Raw genomic sequence first — 18,904 nt, 5'->3', positions numbered from 1 at the left:
ATCAGACGACGAGGCTTTCGAGTCCGGGGCACTCCACACGCGGAAACCGCTGACGATAGGTGTCCGCGAACTCGACGACGTGACGCCGGCCAAGAGCAGTCAACTGCCACCGGAACTCCACCACGTGCGTTCCACCAGGAGCCAGCACGGGCACTGCCTCGATCAAACCTCTGCTCGGCCGACCACCGGCCGCGTTGCGGTAACCGACGCCAAGAAAGAACAAAGATTTGCCCGCCAGCCGGTCCTCCGGCAGACCCTCGGGCCCGGCCGCCGCCACCCGGACCAATACACCCCATAACCACTCCGACAACAGATGCGGCTCGTGATCCACTTCGACAGCCTCATCCAGACCTGCCCGGGCAGCAGCCCGTCCGCGTCGGGTGATCTTGACGGCAATCCGAACGACCTCACCGGCATCCGGATGATCGATGACGTCCTCGGTCACGATCACCAGGCCCCGGCGAGCGAGGGCGTGCAGGGTCCGGCCAGCGCCCGGGTCATGAACCCCACGTCGGCGCAGCCGCTCCTGGAGACGCGTATGACCCGGCTCTGACGACGCCGCTTTCAGGGCCAGCGGCAGCTGACGCCACTCGGCGGCCGGCGGCACCGGTAACCGCTGCAGCCGACGCATCCACATCTCGGTCTCGGTCATCCGGTCGTCGCGCATGATCTCGCCCAGATACACGCGCTGCCGCTCATTGAGCGATGCCCACGCCTCGGCAGCGGCCCGAGACGGCCCCCTGCGTCCTCCGCTTTCCACCGCCGGCGCAGGATCCTTCGGTCGGGTGCGCATCCACGCGTCCAGAACCATCCGGGTCGGCACCCGATAGATCTTGGCCAGCGGCGGCAAGAGGCGACCGGTCATCACCGGCTCCGCCCAATCCCGGCCGGCCATCGACTCACCGCATTCGAGCGCAGACAGCGCCTCCGCCGACACACGCAGATCCTGACCGGCGTGAGATGCCTTCAACAACTCCGACGTGCGGGCCAGCGTCAGCCCGATCAAGAAGCGCAGATCGGCAAGTGTCTCCTGGCCTGGCACGATGTCGATCAGCTCATCAGGGCGGCAACTCACTGCCTCGGCCAGGCGTTCCACCTCAGCCGGAGTCGCCGCAAGCAGACCTTCCTCAAAGAGGAACACCTTCCGGGCGGACAGCCTTGCGCGTACGGCCGCATCGCGCCGCGCCAAGCCACACGTCAACCGTCGTGCAGCCAGAGCCCCCGGAATCAGCCGACGGGCCGCAGGCACGATCATGCCGGCGTCGACAACCGTCGTCACGCCGCCCACGTCGGTCCGACATCCGCAGACCTAGCCTTCATAGCCATCGCAACCGTCCCCACCAGCGACGATAACCCGTTACGGGCCAAACTGCAGGCGACCTAGGGGACCGCCCTTGACTCACAGTCTCCAAGTATCGAACACATGTTTGATCGTTGCATGGATGTGTCGACTAGTCGAGCGGTGCAGTGGTGGAGACACGCCTAGCCGTCAGTACCGGATTCAGCGCTTGTACCGCTCGCCGACAACCCACAGGCAGCGTGCTGCTAAGCCTCGACGGCTCAGACCCAGAGCGCGCCGTTGTTGAGCCGCTCGTGCCACTGATCGAGCTTGAGGTTCTGCTCCTCGCTGGTGATCTCGACGTAGCCGTCGTGGTCGCCAATCCACCAGCGATCGTCGTGGCGGACGAACATGTGGTGTCGGTCTCGCGGGGAGAGGCGGCTGGCCCGCTGTTGCTCTTCGTGCCGGCGCATCTCGTCGTGGCTCATGGTCCGCGGTACGCGGGGCGGGGCGCCGGCGCTGATGGTGGTCGCGGGTTCGGGGTTGGTGTTCATGGCTGGCACTCCCTTCACAGCTCGATACGAGGGGCGTTGTGGTTTGGGCTGTTCTCGAGAGGCGGTTCCAGCCCGGCAACCGACTCACCAACTTCCACGGAACGGGCGGTAGCGGCGGCCTCGGCTGCGCTGGCGCTGCGGGTGAGCGTGACCGTGACGTGTTCGGAAACCAGGTCATGGCCGATGGTGACGGCGGTCCCGACTGCGACGGCAGTGACCTCCAGTCGGGCGAGGTGGGTGTAGTGGCTCAGGGTCTCTGGAAGCCGATGGTGCGGGGCCCAGAGTGATTGGATCTCCCGTGCGCGTTCGACGTTCCAGGCGAGGATGACCGCGTCGATGGGATCTTGGTCAAAGGCGATCGAGACCGCGAGTTCGTAGGTGAGGCGCCGTTGGTCGGTCGTGAAGACGTCTGAGGTCAGCCAGGCCGCCACGTCGCGGGCTTGTTCGGGGTGCTGTAGAAGGTCGGCGATGATCGCGTCTTCGGGGTGCAGGTCGGCGGCGGCCAAGGCCACAACGGTGGGCAGGGACAGTGCCTGGTCCGGATCGATCGTGCTGGCAGGGGCGAAGATCTCCGCTTGGGCGGTGAGGGCTTGGCCGAGGCGAGCAAGTGCGTCCCGGGCGACCGGATCGGTGGTCTGCGTCGCGGCGGCGAGGTAGGGCTCGGCGAAGTCGATGATGTCGCGGTCGAAGGCCGCTTGGATGACGATCTGGCTGTAGGCCCGAGCACGCTGGTCATCCGGCGCGGCGGCGGCGAGGGCGTTGAGCAGGTTGGTGTCGACGTCGGGCCGGTCGACGATCGCGACGACAGCGGCAACGATCCGTCCGGGGTCCTCACCGGTGGCGGGGGTGTCCAGGATGGCGCTGTAGATGGCCCGGTGGGCGGGGTGGCTGAAGTCGTCGCTGACGAGGTTGTCGGTGATGAGGGGCTGGTTCGGATCGGCGAGGAGGGCACCGAGAACGCCCTGCTCCGCGCGCATGATCAGGTCACTCATGACGGGTCCTTACTGCTTCGTGAGCTGGTCGCGGACGGTGTCGGCGGCGCGCATCCGGGCGCTCGTGTCGTCGAGGTGGGCGTGGTGGTCGGCGTCGGTACACCGAAGCCACGTCGCGCCGTCGCTGCTGCGGGTCCACCACGCGCCGGCGAGGTGGGCGTAGTAGGGCATGCTGCGGCTGTGTGGCCGAGCTTCGCCCTGGTCAAGGGCCGTGGCCATCTCCGCGTCGGCGAGCTTGTCGGGCAGGCTGCTGGCCGGGCCGGGGGCAGGGCTGGAGGCCATCAGCGGCGGCCCGTGGGCGTGCCAGCGTTGGGCGAGTTCGGGGTGCGCCTCGCTCAGCAGGGTGGCGCTGGTGTGGCCCGCCCGGCAGGTCGGTGCCCAGAAGTTGCCTGCGGCGGCGAGGGTTTGGCGCAGTTCTCCGTGCCAGGAGCGGGGAGAATGGGCGGCAGCGCTGTCGCGGCTGGTGTAGATGACGTCGCGCCAGAACTTGAGGCTGCGGAGTTCCTCGACGAGGCCGGGGTGCTGTGGCCAGCACAGTGGCAGTCGCTCTTCTCGGGAGAGTTCGTAGAGGTCGTGGATCCAGATGACCCAGCTGACCAGTGCTGTCCATTCGGCGGTCTGCTCTTCCAGGGTCAGGGCGTGCCACTCGCGGATGGGCCGGACGGGAGCGTCTGATGCCGCAGCGGTCGGCGGGTCGATGGTCATCGCGGGGTCTCCGGGGTGTGTCCCATCAGGGTGCGGGCGCGGCGAACCGCGTCGGCGTACTCCTTGGCGTGTCGGCTCTCGTAGTGCCGGGCCATGCGGGTGAGGACGGCCGGGGTGGTGGCATGGATGACCAGCGCCTCCCGGCGCTGCTCGTTGAGGGTGCGGATCGCCTCAGGGGACATGGTCTTGCGGTCGGTGACGGTGGTCTGGACGGTGACGCCACGGTCGTTGCGTTGCGGGACGAGGAGGGTTTCGCGGTAGGTTCCGGCGAGCTGGGAGAAGTCGTCGAGGTCGTCGCCGGCCAGCCCGCCGAGGGCGATCTTGATGGTGGAGTTGGCCCAGAGCATCCGGCGGCCCACGGCCCGCCAGCGTTGTTCGGCGGCTGCGAGGTTCTGCAGGACGGCGGTGACGAAGATGCCGCTGCCTGCGGCGTAGGACATCAGCTGCGGTAGGTCCGGCAGCGGGACGACGTTGGTGACCTCGTCGAGGATCAGGCCCAGGGGCGGGTCCAGCCGGCCGGTTGGGGCGCGCAGGGCGAGGCGTTTCGCGGTGGTGGTGATCTCGTCGACGAAGGTGGTGACGAGTGGAGCGAGGGCTTCGGCCTGTTGTTCGTCAACGAGCAGATAGACGGTGTCGGTGCCGGAGCGCAGGAACGCCTCGATGTCGAAGGATTCGGTGACGGTCCCGGCGAAGACGTGGTGGGCGGCTTCGCCGAAGAGGCAACTGGTGCCGGTCTGGACGGTGGCCCACAGGTTGGATCGGGTGGTGTGCGGTTGGCGGTAGAACCCGTCGAGCATCTTGAGGACTCCGTCGCGGGCGCCGTAGGCGTCGCGCAGGAGCTTCACGGGCTGGTCGTTGGTGTCGTCGGTCGACCAGGCCAGGATGTCGGTCATGGTCCGGCCGGTGAGGGCGGCGGTGTGCAGCCAGGCGGCCATCAGGTTGGTAGCGGTCATGCCGAAGAACCCGGCGTTGGTGGCGTCGGTGCTCTCCTGCTTGCCGACCTGGATCATCACGCCGGCCCGCTTGCGGGCGACGTCGTATCGGTCGCAGCCGGCGATAGGGCTCCAGGCGATGCGGTGCGGCCAGGTGAGGTCGCCGGTCAGCTCCATCACCCACGCCGTTCCCGCCCGGAGGGTGGCGGTGTTCTCCAAGACGTCGGGACGTACGGAGGTGACGACGGCGGCGCCGGGGAAGCCACGCAGCCACGGGATGATGACCTGGCTGGTCTTGCCCTGCCGTGGTGGCGCGACCAGGAGCACGGAGGATTCGAGGCCCGCGTGCAGGTGCATGGGGCCGGCGTCGCCCAACGGCACCGCGACGTCCGTCAGCTCCGGTTTGTGATCCAGTCCGGGCCGCAGGCGTGGTGCCGCTCGCAGGACGGCCTCGGCGGAGAGGGTGCGGCGCAGTTGCTGCCGCGATGCCATCCCCCGGGCTTGGCGTCCGTTGCCCCACCGCCGCCACAGCGCCACTCCCGCTGTGGAGAGGGCGGCGGTGACGAGCACGGCTGCGGTATAGAAGCGGATCGGACCTGGCAGGTGGCTTTGGTCGCGTGGTGGCCAGGCCAGTCGAGGATCGCTGAGGTGCCGGGGCAGGGCGAGACCGATGCCGTACGCGTCGGCTGGAGAGGTCGCCGGCCAGTGCAGCGCCAGCAGCCCGGCGACCTGGCCGGTCAGCCAGATGCCGAGCATGCTGCCAGCGGCCACCGCGACGATGGCACCCACCACCAAGTCAGAGCCGCTGGTGAGACTCCCGCCGAGCCGCGTGGTGTTGCCGCTCATCTACACCGCCATTCGTTCGTTGGTGTAGAACAGCTGCCGTTCCTGCGGGGTGAGGATGGTCTGCACGATCTGGCTGGGCTGCCGGCCGATCTTCCACAGCGCCCGGCCGACGTGCTCGCCGGACCAGGAGGCGATGTGGGCGCACTCGGTGTCAGTGAGCCCGATCTGATCCTTGGTCATGGCCAGCGGCGCGGTGTCCTGCCGCAGGCATACCCGCACGTCGCAGGAGGCGATGAGGTTGCTGGCGATGGTGACCTCTTCGCTGCCAGCGGGGCCGACGGCTTCGAAGTCGGCGAGCCGGTGGGTGCTGAGCACCTGGATCGTTCCCTGGGCGCGGGACAGCCGCAGGTCGGAGTCGACCTTGCGGATCATGGCGGGGACGCGCATGGCCCGCCAGAGCTCGTCGCGGATGACCATGCGGACGGGCCCGCCGGGTTCGTCGATGGCGGCCTGCCCCCAGGATGAGACGCACGCCAGGGTCATGGCGACGGTCTCGTCGCCGCGGCCGTCGATGCGGGACAGGTCGACAGTCTGGATGGGGGCGTCGAAGTCGAGGCGGATGGTCGTCGGCCCGTCGAACAGGCCGCTCAACGACCCCTGGACCATGTTGCCGAGGGCGTCGGCCGTCGGGCGGATCATCTCCCGTAGTTCCCCGATGTCGTCGCCACGGACCCGCAGTTCGGAGGCCATGTCCGGCAGCGGGTCGCGTAGCAGCGCCCAGACGGCGGGGATGGTCGGGTCGGTGAGGTCGCTGTCGCCGGTGGCCTCGCCGGAGGCGTGCTTGATGGCCAGGGACAGGGCCGCTTCCTCGGTCGGGGACAGTGCCCGACCGAGGCGCATCACCAGCAGCGAGGAGAGCAGGGTGATGCGCCTGCGGTGGATCTCGTCCAGCCGCTCGCGGAGCTTCTCCGCGTCGCCGGGGAGGTTGCGGCCGAGGGGTCCGCTGTCGAGGGGGTTGAGCCGGTTGCCGAGGCCTGGCCCGAGCTCGAGGGGCTCGACGCCGAGGTGGCGGGCGAGGGTGGCGTACTCGTTCTTGATGTCACCGAGGACGAAGGCACGCACGCCGTAGGCCATCAGCCGGTAGCAGAGCAGTTTGATGGTGGCGGACTTCCCGGAGCCGGGTACGCCGGTAATGAGGAAGTTCGGGTTGGTGATCAGTTGCAGGCGCAGCCACTCGATGGGGTGGCAGGAGAAGCTGCCTCCGGACTGGGTGTCGATGCCGATGTAGGTGCCGGCCGGGGGCATCGTCTGCCCGTACAGCCACGGGTAGAGGCCCTGCATCTGGCCGGTGGAGGCCCGGAAGACGGGGATCTGCGGGGCGCGGGCTGCCTGCCCGGCGAACGGCCGCGACCATCCGCGCCGCGGCGGCGTCGGCTCCGGTCGGGCCCGCCCCGCCTTCGTCGAGGCGGCAGCGGCGGGCGTCGTCGGGGTCGGGAGGTCGCCAAGGAGGTCGCTCAGGTCGGCGACCGGCAGGTTGTTGCGTCGGGTACGCCGCAGCATCGGGCTCACCACCGCTTCCGGGGCAGGCCGAAGCCGAGCGGGAGGGCGCCCATCACGAAGCCGCTGTCGTGGGCGTACCACATGCGGCGCAGCTCGATGCGGGCTGCGGCGGCGTCGGCCTCCAGTGCCGCGCAGGCGTCCTCGGTCTGGGCCGGGTCGGTGACGGTCACGGTGACGTAGCCGGTGAAGCGGACCAGGCCGTGGCCGGCGGCGAGTTCGGCGTCCTGCGCCTCGGCGCGCGCCAGGGCCTGCCGCTCGTGCTCGGGCACGATCTGCTGGGTGCGGTGCCGCATCCCCACGGCGACGGAGCGGCGGGTCCGCTCCCCCATCACCTTGCGGGACGCCTCGCGCGGCCCGAGGGGTTCGATGTGCATTGAGTACGCCCGTCGGTGCACGCCGTCGCCGAGTAGCGGGGCGAGGACGGTGGAGTAGACCTGGTTGCGGGGCCAGTCGTGGATCCAGTACGTGACGGAGTGGGCGCCGTCGTGGGCGTAACTACCCGGGGAGCTGAGCGCGGCGGCGGGGCCTGCGACGGCCGGGTCGACGCCGGCGGGCAGGCCGTCGGCACCCGGGGTGGTGGCGTTGGCGCGGCGTTCGGCGAGGTGCCGGCCAGCGTGCGGGTCGTAGGCGGTGCGGATGACCTCGGCGAGGTCGCGGGGGCCTAGCCAGGACTCGACCTGCAGGTCCGCGCCGGCGATCGACGCGGACAGGGCTCGCAGGTGCCGGGTGAGGATGTCCGCGGCGGCGACGCTGCCCCCACCGGCGCTCTTGATCGCCCCGGCAGCCCGGCGGTGGTCCATCGTGAAGGCCAGGTACGCCTCCCGGCCGCTGCTGGACAGGGCGGCGGCGGTGAGCAGATCGCTGGTGACCGCGACGGCCTCGGCCGGGGCGGTGGCGGTGACGTGGTCGACGTGCCAGCGGCGCAGCGCCGCTCCGGACTCTGGGACGATGCGCTGCAGCGCCTGCACCCGCACGATCGGGTTCCCCTCTGTGCACAGCCCGGCCAGCAGCGCGCCCCAGCCGGCGACGCGTTGGTCCCGGCGGGCAGAGTCGACCAGGCTGATTCCGGAGTAGCGGACTCGCGCGACCGCCGTGTAGGTGCGGTCCAGACGGTGGTACGCCACCGCGAGCGGCTGCCCCGAGGGCCCCTGCGCCTCCAGAATCGTCAGCGGTGCCAGGACGCCGGGCAGGTCCATCGGTTTCGCGGCCGTCGCGTCGGCTGGGGCAGGAGCGAACGCGGCGGAGAGGAAGCGGTGCCGGGTGCGGGAGCGGCCCCAGTGATAGGAGGTGAACGCCAGTACCCATTCGTCGGTGGTGCGGCCTCCGACGCGCAGGAACGCCAGCGTCGCCAACACGACGGCGAGCGGCCAGAGTAGTGCCCCGGCGGCGGGGCGGGCGGCGGCGAGCGGCCAGATCCCCGCCAGGACGGCGCCGGCGAGCATCGTGACTCGCTGCAGGGTCATCCCGAACAGGAATGCGACCTTCTCGTGCTGCCATCCGAAGTAGCTGCGGGTGCGGTGCTCGGCGGTGGGCGTGCTCACCGGTCGACCTCCTCGGTCGGGTTAGCGGATGGAGAGTCGTGCGGGGCTGGCGGCGCTGGATCGGGTACGCCCGTCCCCCTTGGTTGGGTCGGAGGCGCGGCCGAACTCACCTCGCTGGCCGAGGATCTTGGCGTCGGGTTGGTCTCGGGGGCCGGTGGAGGCGTGTGGAGCGGCGGTGGCACGGCTTCGGCCGCTCGACTCGGCGCAGATGTCGGAGCGGGTCCGGTCATGTCACCGGAGGAGGCCGGGATTCGAGGTTTCGCTTCAGCCGTTGCGGTAGAGCTTCCGGTGGGGCCGGTTGGTGCGGCGGAGCGGCCAGCGGTGCCGGTGAGGGCGCCAGTCCAGCTGCCTGCGTATCGGGAGTAGCCGGCCGGGCGGGCGTGCGGGTTCGCGCCGTGTACGCCAGCGTGCCCGGCGGTTTGTTCCATCCGCCCGGCCAAAGAGTTGACCGCCCGCTGGGCCAGGTCGACGCCGGCGGCGGCGACCGCGATCGGCGCGGCGACCGCCCCGAGTGCCGCGGTCGCGCCGCCCGCCGCGCCGGCGCTACCACCGGCCGCGCCGCCAGCGGCGCCGCTCTTGCCGGCAGCCGAGGCGAGGGTGCGTGCCTCACTGGCCTGGCTGAACTGAGCCGGGTTCACCCCGCTCGGCGGGCCGCTGGCGTTCGCCCTACCAGCGGCGAAGCCCAGCATCCCGGCGAGCCCGCCACCGGCGGCGGCCTGCACGGTGGCGAAGGTGAAGAAGCGGGCGATGACCGGCCACGCGACGACGGCCATGAGCAGCACCAACATGCCGGTCAGCAGGGTGGTCACGTCCTTGGCCCGGGTGGGGTCGGTCGGGTCTCCGAGAACGCCGAAGCCGATCGCGAAGACCAGTGCGATCACCGGCTTGAGGATGATCAGCTGGATGGTGGCGCCGCAGAGCTTCGACCACCAGCTCTGCGTCGTCTCCGACATGTTGCCGACGGCGGCGATGGGCGAGGTGGCCAGCAATACCGCGATCGCGGCGTTGCGCAGTAGCAGCTCGAACCACAGCACCAGCGTGAGCGCGATGCCGACCAGCGCGAGGATGAGCATCAGTGACCCCGAGGAGCCGGTGACCGAGCCCATCTGGAACAGGACGGTGAGTTTGGCCTTGAGGCCGTCGTTGCCGCCCAGGGATCGGTTGATGATGCCGCGGCTGACTTCGTCGGAGGCGATCAGGGCGGCGTTGGCGACGACCATCGTGACGAGGAATGCCAGCACCGCCTTACCCGCGCCGACGAGGCCTTGTGCCAGCGGGGAGCCGTCGCGTGTGGCGACGGTTCGGACGACCTGGAGGAGCAGCAGTAGGGCGGCGATGCCCATCGCCAGCCACCGCGAGATCGCCAGTGGCTGGTTGATGCTCATCAGGTCGAGGTTGGGAAACGCGACGAACGCATCGGCGAAGGTCTTCAGCAGCGATGTCGCGGCGTCGGCGAACGAGCGGCAGACTGATTCCCAGGCGTTGGCCGCGGCGCCGTCGATGATGCCGCCGGGGGTGCATCCGCTGATCTGGCCGTTGAGCGGGTCGCAGGCTGCGGTGTTCACGGGATGATTTCCTGCCAACCTTGGGCGGCGGCCTCGGCGCTGCCGGGCTGGGTCGCAAGGCTGGTGTAGTCGGTGGCGTCCGCCGGGTCCGGCGGGAGGACCTTCCAGTCGGTGGCGGCCCAGTGCAGCCGGATCGGGTACACGCCGATGGTGGAGGCGACCTGCCGGCCGGGCGCGGTGGTGGACAGGTAGCCGAGGACCAGCACGGTCGTCGTGTCCGGTGTGGCGTCGCGAAGCTGGTAGGCGGCCGGTCCGAAGGTGAGCGATGCGCCCAGCGGCACCGGCCCGATCGTGGACACGCCGAGGGTGCGCCGCAGGTTCACCGCCCCCTCGGCGAGGTAGTCGCTGGCGTCGGCGAACGAGGGGTCGGCGATCACGGTGGCGATCGTCCGTGCGCGAGCCGGGTCGAGGTTCGACAGCACCTGCGTGAGGTATTCGGTGCCAGCCGTCACCGCACCCACTGGTGAGTGCGGGTGGCCCACCGCGATGCCCTGCACCGTCTGGCTACCGGCGCCCAGCCGCACCGGCCCGCTCGGAACTGACGTTGAGGAGCCGGTGGCCATGGGCGGCAGCGCGCCCGGCGGCACCGTTTGGGAGTCGCCGGAATGGGGTTTCAGCACCCAGACGATCAGCCCGGCGGCCGCGACCAGGGTCGCGAGTGCTCCGCAGGCGATGACGACCCACCGGGCACGGCGCGGTCCCGGGTCGATGAAGTCGTTCACGGCTCAGCTCAGTTCGCTGCGCCGAAGACGGTGTTGACCAGGGGGATCGCCATGGCGGTGACGATCACCCCTCCGAGCGACCAGATGAAGGCGCTCTTGCCCATCTCAGCGGTGCCGGGCCGGTTGGAGAGCTTCCCGACGGCCATCAGGCCACCCGAGGCGAGGGCGGCGATGGCGCACCCGATCAATGCACCCCACTTGACGTACGACAGCAGCAGCGAGATGCCGTTGCTGCCACCCGTCGGGTCAGCCGGAGCCGGGTTGGGCACGTCGGCGAGCACGGACAGGGCAGAGGAAAGGGTGTGCATGAGGAACTCCTTGCAGAGCGGAGGGACACGCCGCCGCGAGCTGACCAGGGGTGTTAGCAATCGCGTACAGCAGGGTCAGACTTTAAGCAGCCCGCCGTCCGCAGGGGTAGACCCGACTGGGTGACAAAGGTCATGTGGCAACTTGCGTCTGCGATTGCTGTCATTGCAGGCTTGACCGACGCGCGTACAGGAAGGCCAATGCCGGGATGACGACCGACGACAGGACCCACCGCGTCGCCGCACGCCTGGATCACCTGTTCCGCACGGTCTACCCCGCGACGCTGGGCCGCCCTTACAGCTACCGCGAGGCGGCGGCGAAGATCGCCGAACTGGCCGGTGGCGAAGCGGTGATCTCTCCGGTCTACCTCCAGCAGATCCGCACCGGCCAGCGAAAGACCCCGAGCCTGGACAAGCTCGCCTGGGTTGCCCAGCTGTTCGGCGTCCCGGTGACCTACTTCAGCGATGACATCGTCGCGGAACGTGTTGACGCGCAACTGGAGATCGTCACCGAGCTGCGCGACGACGGGGTGCGGGAACTCGCCCGGCTCGCCACCGGGCTGTCGGCGGAGGCCCTCGAGCCGATCAAGGCGCAGCTACGGTACGCCCGCCGCATTGAGGGTCTGTCGGAGGTCGACAGCGATGGGACGCTCCCACCCAACCAAGTGTGAAATGCCTCTGACCTGGGACTTCGGCTTGACGCCGCACCACGGCAGGCCACTAGCCTGACTCATCGCACCACAGCCGGATTGCCCTGTGCCCCGGCTCGCCAGTCGATGGGAGAGGCAATGCGCCGACCACGGGCCGCCGGACCCGAGAGTCAGGCACACCTACGCGATCTGCGGCGGCGGTGCGAGCAGCTACTCGATGACAACGGCATCGTGGTCCCGTCCCCCTTTGACCGGCACGCTCTCGCCGCCGCCATCGCCCGGCACCGACGACGGCCCGTGACCCTGCGCGACCTTCCCGCGCCCTCGCGGTCGGGCCAGCACTCCGGGCTGTGGGTGCACACCGCCACCCAGGACCTAATCTTCGTGGACCCCACCCGCAGCTCGTGGGAGCAGGACCACATCACGGCGCACGAGGTGGGCCACATGCTGTGGGGCCACGAGGCATCCGACGTCGACCTCGGCGAGATTCTGCTGCCGGACCTCGACATGACCGTCGTACGCTCCATGCTCGGCCGCCACGACTTCACCAGCGACCAGGAGCGCGAAGCCGAGATGATGGCCACCGTCATCATCGACCGTGCGGGCCGCGCCGCGCCTGACGCACCCGCCGGGCTGTCTCAGGTGGCATCCGCCCTCGCGCTCGACGATGTCTGAACCCTCCGCCGCCGAACTCGTCGTGGTTGCCGCGTTGTGGATCGTGTCGGTCGCGCGGGCACACGCCCTACACAGCGGGCCCGCTCACCGGGCGGTGTGGGCGGCCATCACCGGGCTGGCCGTGTCGATGACGGTCCGCGTCGAGCCGATCGCGCACGCAATCGACCAGCTCGCCGGCGTACACGGCGCCGGCGTCCTGGTGAAACACCTCGCCGGACTCGTGGCGGTGGCGGCCCTGTTCGACCTTGCCGTCCTGGGCACGGCCACCCATGTCCGGCGTCGTGTTTCCCTGGCCGGCCTGGCGGTCACCGTCGTCATCATGACCTGCCTGTTCTGGACGATGCCCCGCGTCGACTCCGAGGACTTCGCTGACCAGGCGGCCGGCAAACCCATCGCCACGGCGTACATCCTGAGCTGGACGGTGTATCTCGGCGTCGCGATAACCCTGTCCGCCCGGCTGTTCCGCCGCGCCCACCGGGCCAGCCGACACCGCGTCGTACGCGCCGGCCAACTGGTGCTCGTCGTCGGATGCAGCATCGGCACCGGGTACGCCCTCTATCGGGCCGCCTACTTCGGCGCACGTCTCGCCGTCGGCCCACCAAGCCGCGGTGACATCTTCTACGTCGACCTCTCCGACGACATCAAGTACCTCGCCATGCTGCTCATCACGGCCGGGCTCACCATCGCCGGTGCGCCCGGAACGCGAGCCAACCTGAGAGCTCGCCGGCATCTACGGACACTCGACCCGCTCTGGCACGATCTCGTGCCTGCCGACCACCGCCTCGATCCACCCGGGCTCAGTCCCCGCGAGCGCCTCTCCCGTCACGTCGTCGAACTCCACGACACGATCCACGACCTGTACCGCCGTACCGATGAACAACTCGTCCATCGCGTCCACGACCGTCTTGCCACCCAAGGGCTCACCAGCCAGGATCTCGCGGCAGCGACCGAAGCCAGCCTGCTTCGCATCGCCCAGGCTCTGCCGCCCGCGGTTACGCCCGCTGCCCCCTACGCCCCGCCGCCCACGTCACCGGACCCGGCCGAGCGGCTTGCCCGGCTGCTCGACCTCGCCCATGTCTGGGACACCACGGCGGTCCGGGACGCTCTGACCCACGCAAGCACCGCACCGGAGCCGCACCGATGACCGCCACCCTCACCGCCGAATCCCGCACCGCCCGCCGGGTCACCGACTGGCTCGACCCGAAAACCTGGATCATCGCCATCAGCCTCATCACCGGCTGGACCTCCGGCCGGTGGACGGGCCTCGGATGGGGCATCGTCAGCGCGGTGTTCGCCGCAGTCATCCCGGTCCTGCTCATCAAGCGCGGCGTCACCGCCGGGCGGTGGGCAGACCGGCACCTCGGCGTACGCAGCCACCGCCTCACCGTCATGACCCTCATCCTCACCTCGGTCGGGATCGGCATCGGCGCCATGGCCGTCGGCGACGCACCCCGTGCGGTCATCGCCCTCACCCTGGCGATGTTCGCCACCCTCGCCGCACTCGCCGCCATCACTCTGCGCTGGAAGATCAGCGTGCACACCGCCGTGGCCGCCGGCGCCACGACCATGCTCGCCAGCCAGCTACCCGCCCTCGCGATCGCCGCCCTGGCCGTCGTCGTGGCGGCAGTGGGATGGTCCCGCGTCGCTCTGCGCGACCACACCACGGCGCAGGTCGTCGCCGGCGGGCTCCTCGGCACCATCGTCGCGGGCCTGATCTTCGCCGGTCTCACCTGATCCCGTTAGCGATAGTTGACAGCTGAGTGCCTCGCTCGGCTATCCTCGGCGAAGCTTCGTGCCGTTTGCAATCGCATACAGGCTGACCTGCGTCCGTCCGAGGTGCCCCATGCCTACGCCCCTGCCGAGGCGGCGATGAGACCGCTCACGCTCGCACCCCTCGTACCCCTGGCGCTCGCCCTGAGCGTCGCCGTCGCGGCCACCGGCAGCGGCAGCCTCGAACCCGCCGCCTCCACCACCGGCTGCCTACCCGCCCTGGCACCCGGAAGCGCCGCGCAGACCGAGTTGAAAGACCTCGCGCAGACCGCTCTGGCGCACGCCCAGAGCATCTACACCGCGTCCGTTCAGATGAAGCTGCCCGCCAGGGCCGCCGTGATCGGCATTGCCACCGCCCTGCAGGAGTCCCACCTCAGGAACCTCGCCAACGCGAACGTCCCCCGGTCCCTAACTCTCCCCCATGACGGAGTCGGCGCCGACCATGACAGCGTCGGGCTCTTCCAACAACGACCACTCCCGCCCGACGGAGCAGGCGGATGGGGCACCGTCCAGGAACTCATGACCCCGGCCATCTCCGCCACCAAGTTCTTCACCAAGATGCGCGGCATACCCGGCTGGGAGACCCTCCCCCTGACCGTCGTGGCCCAGCGCGTCCAGGTCAGCGCCTTCCCCGACGCCTACGCCCAGCACGAGCCCCTCGCCACCGCCATCGTCAACGCCCTCACCGACGGCAGCCTCACCTGCTCACCGGGGGCCGGCACCTGGGTCAAGCCCGTCAACGGCACCTTCACCAGCGGCTTCCGCACACCCGAACGCCCCACGCACGACGGCGTGGACGTCGCCGCACCCAAGGGAACACCGATCTACGCCGCCAGCGCCGGAGTCGTCATCACCGCCAGGTGCGACAGCGCCAACTGCGACATCGACGGCTCACTCAACACGCCAGGCTGCGGATGGTACGTCCAGATCCGCCACGCCGACGACACCGCGACCCGCTACTGCCACATGCTCCACCGCCCGTACGTCGCCGTCGGGCAAACCGTCAGCACCGGCCAGCAGCTCGGCGTCGTCGGCAGCAGCGGCCACTCCAGCGGCCCGCACCTGCACTTCGAAACTCACACCAGCAACCCGCCAGGTAGCGCCAACGCCACCGAACCGTTCGCGTTCATGGCCGCTCGCGGTGTCCGTTTAAGTTGATCATGGATCGCAGGATTCCTCGGTACGCACAAGTGCGGCAGATCCACACGACGTGAGGCAGATGCGGCTGCCAGTCGCAGCGGTACGCCGCGCGGCTTGCCGTACGCGGCTGTAGCCGGGTCAGTCTGGATGGGGCATCAGGCCCTGCTCGCGAAGGTCGTGGACCTGCCGAGCGGGCGGTGGATACGAGTCCCGGTCCGGAGGGGCGTGGCCCTTCCGGACCGTCGGGGCCGACCCGGACGAAGATCTCGACCCGGGTCACCCGGCACGGCACGCCCTGCACCTCGAAGTCGTCGGTACGTGGCGGCTGGTGCGCTGCGCGGGCGCGTTCGTACGCCGCCATAACCTCCTCGAAGGGGGTGTTCCCGTCAAGCGCCACGTCGCCCATAGGGAAGAAACCTGCGTCCCGTGCCGCCTGTGGCGTCGGTACATGGCCGCCGTTCGGGGCCGCCAACCTCCGTCGACGTAACCTCCGATGGTGTAACAGATGGGGAGCAGCACCACGTTCGGATGGGTGGTCAGCGCCCGCCGGGAGTCTGCGCGCACATTCTCCGAGACGACCTCCGACGTCAGGTAACCCGAGATCATTTCCATCCGGACGAGTCCGTCGGTGAGCCCGGTGCCCACGGTCGGGTCGATAACGAACCCGTCGATGGGCAACGCGGCCCGTTCCGCTTTGCCCGGCGGGTACGGGTCGGGGTCGGTAGGTCGGGGCGGCTCGGGCCCATCCGGGCCCATCCGAATGAACGGTTGAGCCCGGATGATCCGGTAGTGCAGGCCGTTGACAGTGAGCTCATCGAGCGACTCCCAGTCGAGCAACTCGTACGCCGCCTCGTACGCCGCCCGCTCGGTTGCGTGCTCGTCGATCTCCGGCAGTTCGCTGTGAAGCTTGCGGAAGTGGGAGGCGAGGCCGTCGCGGGCATGCTGAGGCTCGTCGGCGGTGAGCCGAAGGATCCGCCATCGGCCATCGACCTGCTGGGCGAAGCCAAAGATTGGCATGCTCCACATGAGCGCCGGATAGGCGATCGAGCGTTCCCGGGCGTCGTCCTCCGAGACCATCGACACCGGGTCGCCCCGCTGCTCAATCCTGACCAGTAGGTGATCAGGCACCCTCTCACCGTGATGCGTCACCTACGCATTGTGTCCCCATGGTCGCTGGAACGCCATGCCACAGCAGTACCGGGTAGCGCTCCTAAAAGGTGGTGAAGGTCTGCGCCAAGCCGCAGGGCCGGCGCATTGCTGATGTGCGACTCGCGCGGTGGGCATCGGCCTTACCTGCTCGGCATCGGCGCTCCCGATCAGCTGCAACGTCAATCTTGGGCTGCCGGTCGTCGGCGGCCATCCACTGAGCGAAGGACAGACCCTCACGTTCGTTGCGAATCCTCCGTCTTGGTGCCGTAACCGAGTAGCTGCATCGCGGCGACGTTGTCGGACTGCGCCCAGAAGAGTTGGTGAAGCTCGGCGGGCAGTTCGTCGCGGTGGGTGTTGGTTAGGCCTCTACGGAAGAAACGGTCGTCGGATTGTTTGAGCTCGGTGAACGACGGGATCTGGGCGTCGGCGAGGGGTTCGAGCTGGGGTACCAACGTTTGCATTACTCGTTCGATGGCAGCCCTCGGCCGCAGGACGAGTTCCTCGTACCGCAGTACCACTCGGTGAGGCGCCTCCGGCAGCAGCCAGCTCAGTACGTTGCGTCCCCAACTGCCGGTTCCGACCGCGCTCCGCTGGGTGATCATGGCGCGCAACTCCGTCGCGAACCTTGTGGCATCTGTTTCGCTCGATTGGCGAGCCCACGAGACAAGCGCATCGCGGCCATCCCTGACCAGGCAGATAACCTTGTCCATCTCGTCGATCTGGTCGTCGCGCTGTCGGTGCGTCTTCACGAAGTGAAGCTCACACGACTCGCGCATGACCTCGATTGGTGCGGGGCCCTCTGTGAAGCCGACCAGATCGGGGCCCAGGCGCTGAGCCACGCCATCGACGTCATAGACGACGGATGTCCTTACGCCGTAGAGCCGGTTGAGGGCAATCCGGAGGAAGGTGTTGCCTGACCGGGGAAAGGAGGACACCCAGACGATCACCTATGCATAGTAGTGGGTGCAGGCGGTCGCACGGTTCACCTCGGCTCACCGCTGCCTCCTGCGCCAGCCCCTTCGCCGTGGGTGAGCTACGAGGGTCGTCCGGCGCCGCCGACCCGGCTCGCCTGCCTTTCGTACCACCCCGCCGCCAAGCGTCGCTCAGTCGATCACAACACTTTGGCGAAGCCTGCCACTCCCTGTCGCAAAGGTTGACGCCTGCGCGCATGGACGCCTGCCACGACATCTACCCATTCGGCGATTCGGCGGACACTCCTCGCGTCAGATCCGGCATGACGAACTCGCCCACCACCCTCACTCTAGGTGACTGCCACTCTGATCCACACCAAGCAGCCCATCGATCGAACTCAAGCGCATCCTTCGATGGACCAACCCTCATTCCAGCGGCGCCAAAGGTCCACTTTGTAATAAATTTGTGCAGATGGAACGATCGGGTTCCCCAGGATCTCCCCAGAGCCCGCGCGGGTCCGCTGCCCAGGAATCTGGTCACTCTGCGGCACACTCGCTTCGCCGGAACGACCAACAGCGTCCAACACCGTCCGATGTGACGTCAAGGCTTCCCAAGCGATGTGCCCGCGCCGAAGGAGACCGTCAGCTACTCACCGTGAGGACAGCTCATCTCGGTAGGCAACTGTTCCCGCCGACAGTTGGACGTGGCCTACCCTGCAGCACGCCGGGCCGGCCCCAACATCAGCAACTCAACGCCATGCACCCACCAGTCGGTTACGGCTGTGACTGCACGCTACGTGAGCTTGAACGCATTCACCTACTCCGAACCCGCTAGTGTGAGCGGGTGCCTGACGGACGACCTGCCATCCCACGGGAACTCGAACGCGCAGTGCTGGTAGAAGCCGGGCACCGGTGCGCGATCCCCACCTGCCGCTCCGTACCGGTAGAGCTGGCGCACATCACATCCTGGAGCAAGGTTCGCGAACACAGCTTCGGCAACTTAATCGCCTTGTGTCCAACCTGTCATGCCCGCTTCGACCGGGGCGACATCGATCGCAAGGCCATGCTGACTTACAAAGGGTTACTCAATTCGCAACGCGACGTAAACGCACTGGTCCGGGCGAACAGGGTAGCAGCACTCGTGGAATTGTTCGAAACCCTAGAACGTTTGTCAGACCATGTCAATAAGGTGGCAATCGCCGACGTAGCGGACAAAGGGACACCCGAAGGGCGACAAGCGCTTGTGGATGACTGCCGCGCAGTATCACCTGAAGCGAAACGGGCTCTTGATCGGTGCAAACTAACATTCAGCGCTGAGACGGCGTCTAAAGCGTATTGGCTATACGCCCCCTACATCGCATGGGCAAGTGATGTTGTAGACGGACTTTGGCCCACCACCCACCCAGGCGCGGATCAACACATAGACGACGTGCCTGAAGCCGCAGATGATCTTATTGCCGCGGCCGCACTCGAAGTTGACATGACAGAAAAGGAACTATGGGACATAATCAGTGACCCTGGTCCAAGACTGGGAGGTTCGCTCAAGAAATACTGACGATGCCGTCATTTTTGCCACCACCGGCAAATAAATCGACTGCGGCGCCAGCCGAAGGCGCCCTCTCGCTCGGTCGGACCTGCTGCGTCGACGCGGCGAGTCGTACCCATTGA

The 18,904-nt window shown here is 68.6% G+C and carries 18 protein-coding genes and 1 pseudogene; 6 read left to right on the top strand and 13 right to left on the bottom strand.

Annotated features, from left to right (window positions below; translation table 11 throughout):
* Position 1: 1 nt before the first annotated feature.
* From AB0C25_RS24775 to AB0C25_RS24730, 10 genes are all read right to left on the bottom strand, one after another.
* On the bottom strand, positions 2 to 1,279 hold the full coding sequence (locus AB0C25_RS24775; RefSeq protein WP_357376615.1) for a hypothetical protein: 1,278 nt from the start codon (positions 1,277 to 1,279) through the stop codon (positions 2 to 4).
* A gap of 281 nt (positions 1,280 to 1,560) precedes the next feature.
* The gene (locus tag AB0C25_RS24770) at positions 1,561 to 1,833 is read right to left on the bottom strand and encodes a hypothetical protein (RefSeq protein WP_328654491.1); all 273 of its coding nucleotides are present in this window, start codon (positions 1,831 to 1,833) and stop codon (positions 1,561 to 1,563) included.
* A 14-nt stretch (positions 1,834 to 1,847) separates the two neighbouring features.
* Positions 1,848 to 2,825 (bottom strand): DnaB-like helicase N-terminal domain-containing protein, encoded by a 978-nt coding sequence (locus AB0C25_RS24765; protein ID WP_357376614.1) that lies wholly within the window; start codon positions 2,823 to 2,825, stop codon positions 1,848 to 1,850.
* A gap of 9 nt (positions 2,826 to 2,834) precedes the next feature.
* Positions 2,835 to 3,530 (bottom strand): hypothetical protein, encoded by a 696-nt coding sequence (locus AB0C25_RS24760; protein WP_357376613.1) that lies wholly within the window; start codon positions 3,528 to 3,530, stop codon positions 2,835 to 2,837.
* Positions 3,527 to 5,308, bottom strand: coding sequence for a type IV secretory system conjugative DNA transfer family protein (locus AB0C25_RS24755; protein ID WP_357376612.1), 1,782 nt, complete (start codon positions 5,306 to 5,308; stop codon positions 3,527 to 3,529). Before AB0C25_RS24755 ends, AB0C25_RS24760 begins: the two co-directional genes overlap by 4 nt.
* A complete protein-coding gene (locus AB0C25_RS24750) occupies positions 5,309 to 6,808 on the bottom strand; it encodes a type VI secretion protein (RefSeq protein WP_357376611.1) in 1,500 nt (499 codons plus the stop codon).
* 5 nt (positions 6,809 to 6,813) lie between these two features.
* Positions 6,814 to 8,349: an SCO6880 family protein gene (locus tag AB0C25_RS24745; protein WP_357376610.1), complete on the bottom strand. Its 1,536-nt coding sequence runs from the start codon at positions 8,347 to 8,349 to the stop codon at positions 6,814 to 6,816.
* Positions 8,346 to 9,914, bottom strand: a complete 1,569-nt coding sequence (locus tag AB0C25_RS24740; protein WP_357376609.1) for a hypothetical protein — start codon at positions 9,912 to 9,914, stop codon at positions 8,346 to 8,348. Before AB0C25_RS24740 ends, AB0C25_RS24745 begins: the two co-directional genes overlap by 4 nt.
* A complete protein-coding gene (locus AB0C25_RS24735; protein WP_357376608.1) occupies positions 9,911 to 10,636 on the bottom strand; it encodes a hypothetical protein in 726 nt (241 codons plus the stop codon). Before AB0C25_RS24735 ends, AB0C25_RS24740 begins: the two co-directional genes overlap by 4 nt.
* 8 nt (positions 10,637 to 10,644) lie before the next feature.
* Entirely contained in the window at positions 10,645 to 10,944 is a 300-nt protein-coding gene (locus tag AB0C25_RS24730) for a hypothetical protein (protein WP_328654499.1), read from the bottom strand.
* 206 nt (positions 10,945 to 11,150) lie between these two features.
* On the opposite strand from AB0C25_RS24730, the gene AB0C25_RS24725 reads away from it, so the two are divergent.
* From AB0C25_RS24725 to AB0C25_RS24705, 5 genes are all read left to right on the top strand, one after another.
* Positions 11,151 to 11,612 carry a helix-turn-helix domain-containing protein gene (locus AB0C25_RS24725; protein WP_357376607.1) on the top strand — a complete coding sequence of 154 codons (462 nt, stop codon included), beginning with the start codon at positions 11,151 to 11,153 and terminating at the stop codon, positions 11,610 to 11,612.
* Positions 11,613 to 11,888: 276 nt separating this feature from the next.
* The gene (locus AB0C25_RS24720) at positions 11,889 to 12,266 is read left to right on the top strand and encodes a hypothetical protein (protein ID WP_357376606.1); all 378 of its coding nucleotides are present in this window, start codon (positions 11,889 to 11,891) and stop codon (positions 12,264 to 12,266) included.
* Positions 12,259 to 13,410 carry an MAB_1171c family putative transporter gene (locus tag AB0C25_RS24715; protein ID WP_357376605.1) on the top strand — a complete coding sequence of 384 codons (1,152 nt, stop codon included), beginning with the start codon at positions 12,259 to 12,261 and terminating at the stop codon, positions 13,408 to 13,410. The genes AB0C25_RS24720 and AB0C25_RS24715 overlap by 8 nt, the downstream gene beginning before the upstream one ends.
* Positions 13,407 to 14,000, top strand: coding sequence for a phosphoesterase PA-phosphatase (locus AB0C25_RS24710; RefSeq protein ID WP_357376604.1), 594 nt, complete (start codon positions 13,407 to 13,409; stop codon positions 13,998 to 14,000). Before AB0C25_RS24715 ends, AB0C25_RS24710 begins: the two co-directional genes overlap by 4 nt.
* A 135-nt stretch (positions 14,001 to 14,135) precedes the next feature.
* Entirely contained in the window at positions 14,136 to 15,194 is a 1,059-nt protein-coding gene (locus AB0C25_RS24705; protein ID WP_357376603.1) for a M23 family metallopeptidase, read from the top strand.
* Here the strand turns inward: AB0C25_RS24705 and AB0C25_RS24700 are convergent.
* From AB0C25_RS24700 to AB0C25_RS24690, 3 genes and pseudogenes are all read right to left on the bottom strand, one after another.
* Positions 15,163 to 15,582 (bottom strand): DUF5954 family protein, encoded by a 420-nt coding sequence (locus AB0C25_RS24700; protein WP_357376602.1) that lies wholly within the window; start codon positions 15,580 to 15,582, stop codon positions 15,163 to 15,165. The genes AB0C25_RS24705 and AB0C25_RS24700 overlap by 32 nt on opposite strands.
* Positions 15,583 to 15,650: 68 nt before the next feature.
* A pseudogene (locus AB0C25_RS24695) lies at positions 15,651 to 16,253 on the bottom strand (DUF5954 family protein); the annotation flags it as partial.
* A gap of 305 nt (positions 16,254 to 16,558) precedes the next feature.
* A complete protein-coding gene (locus AB0C25_RS24690) occupies positions 16,559 to 17,272 on the bottom strand; it encodes a sulfotransferase domain-containing protein (protein ID WP_357376601.1) in 714 nt (237 codons plus the stop codon).
* Positions 17,273 to 18,080: 808 nt separating this feature from the next.
* Here AB0C25_RS24690 and AB0C25_RS24685 point away from each other — a divergent pair.
* Positions 18,081 to 18,791, top strand: coding sequence for an HNH endonuclease signature motif containing protein (locus AB0C25_RS24685; RefSeq protein ID WP_357376600.1), 711 nt, complete (start codon positions 18,081 to 18,083; stop codon positions 18,789 to 18,791).
* Positions 18,792 to 18,904: the final 113 nt, after the last annotated feature.

This window comes from Micromonospora sp. NPDC048839, from assembly GCF_040649915.1.
Lineage (GTDB): Bacteria > Actinomycetota > Actinomycetes > Mycobacteriales > Micromonosporaceae > Micromonospora.
Note: the sequence above shows the minus strand (reverse complement) of the source record. Positions and strands in the feature narration are given on the sequence as shown.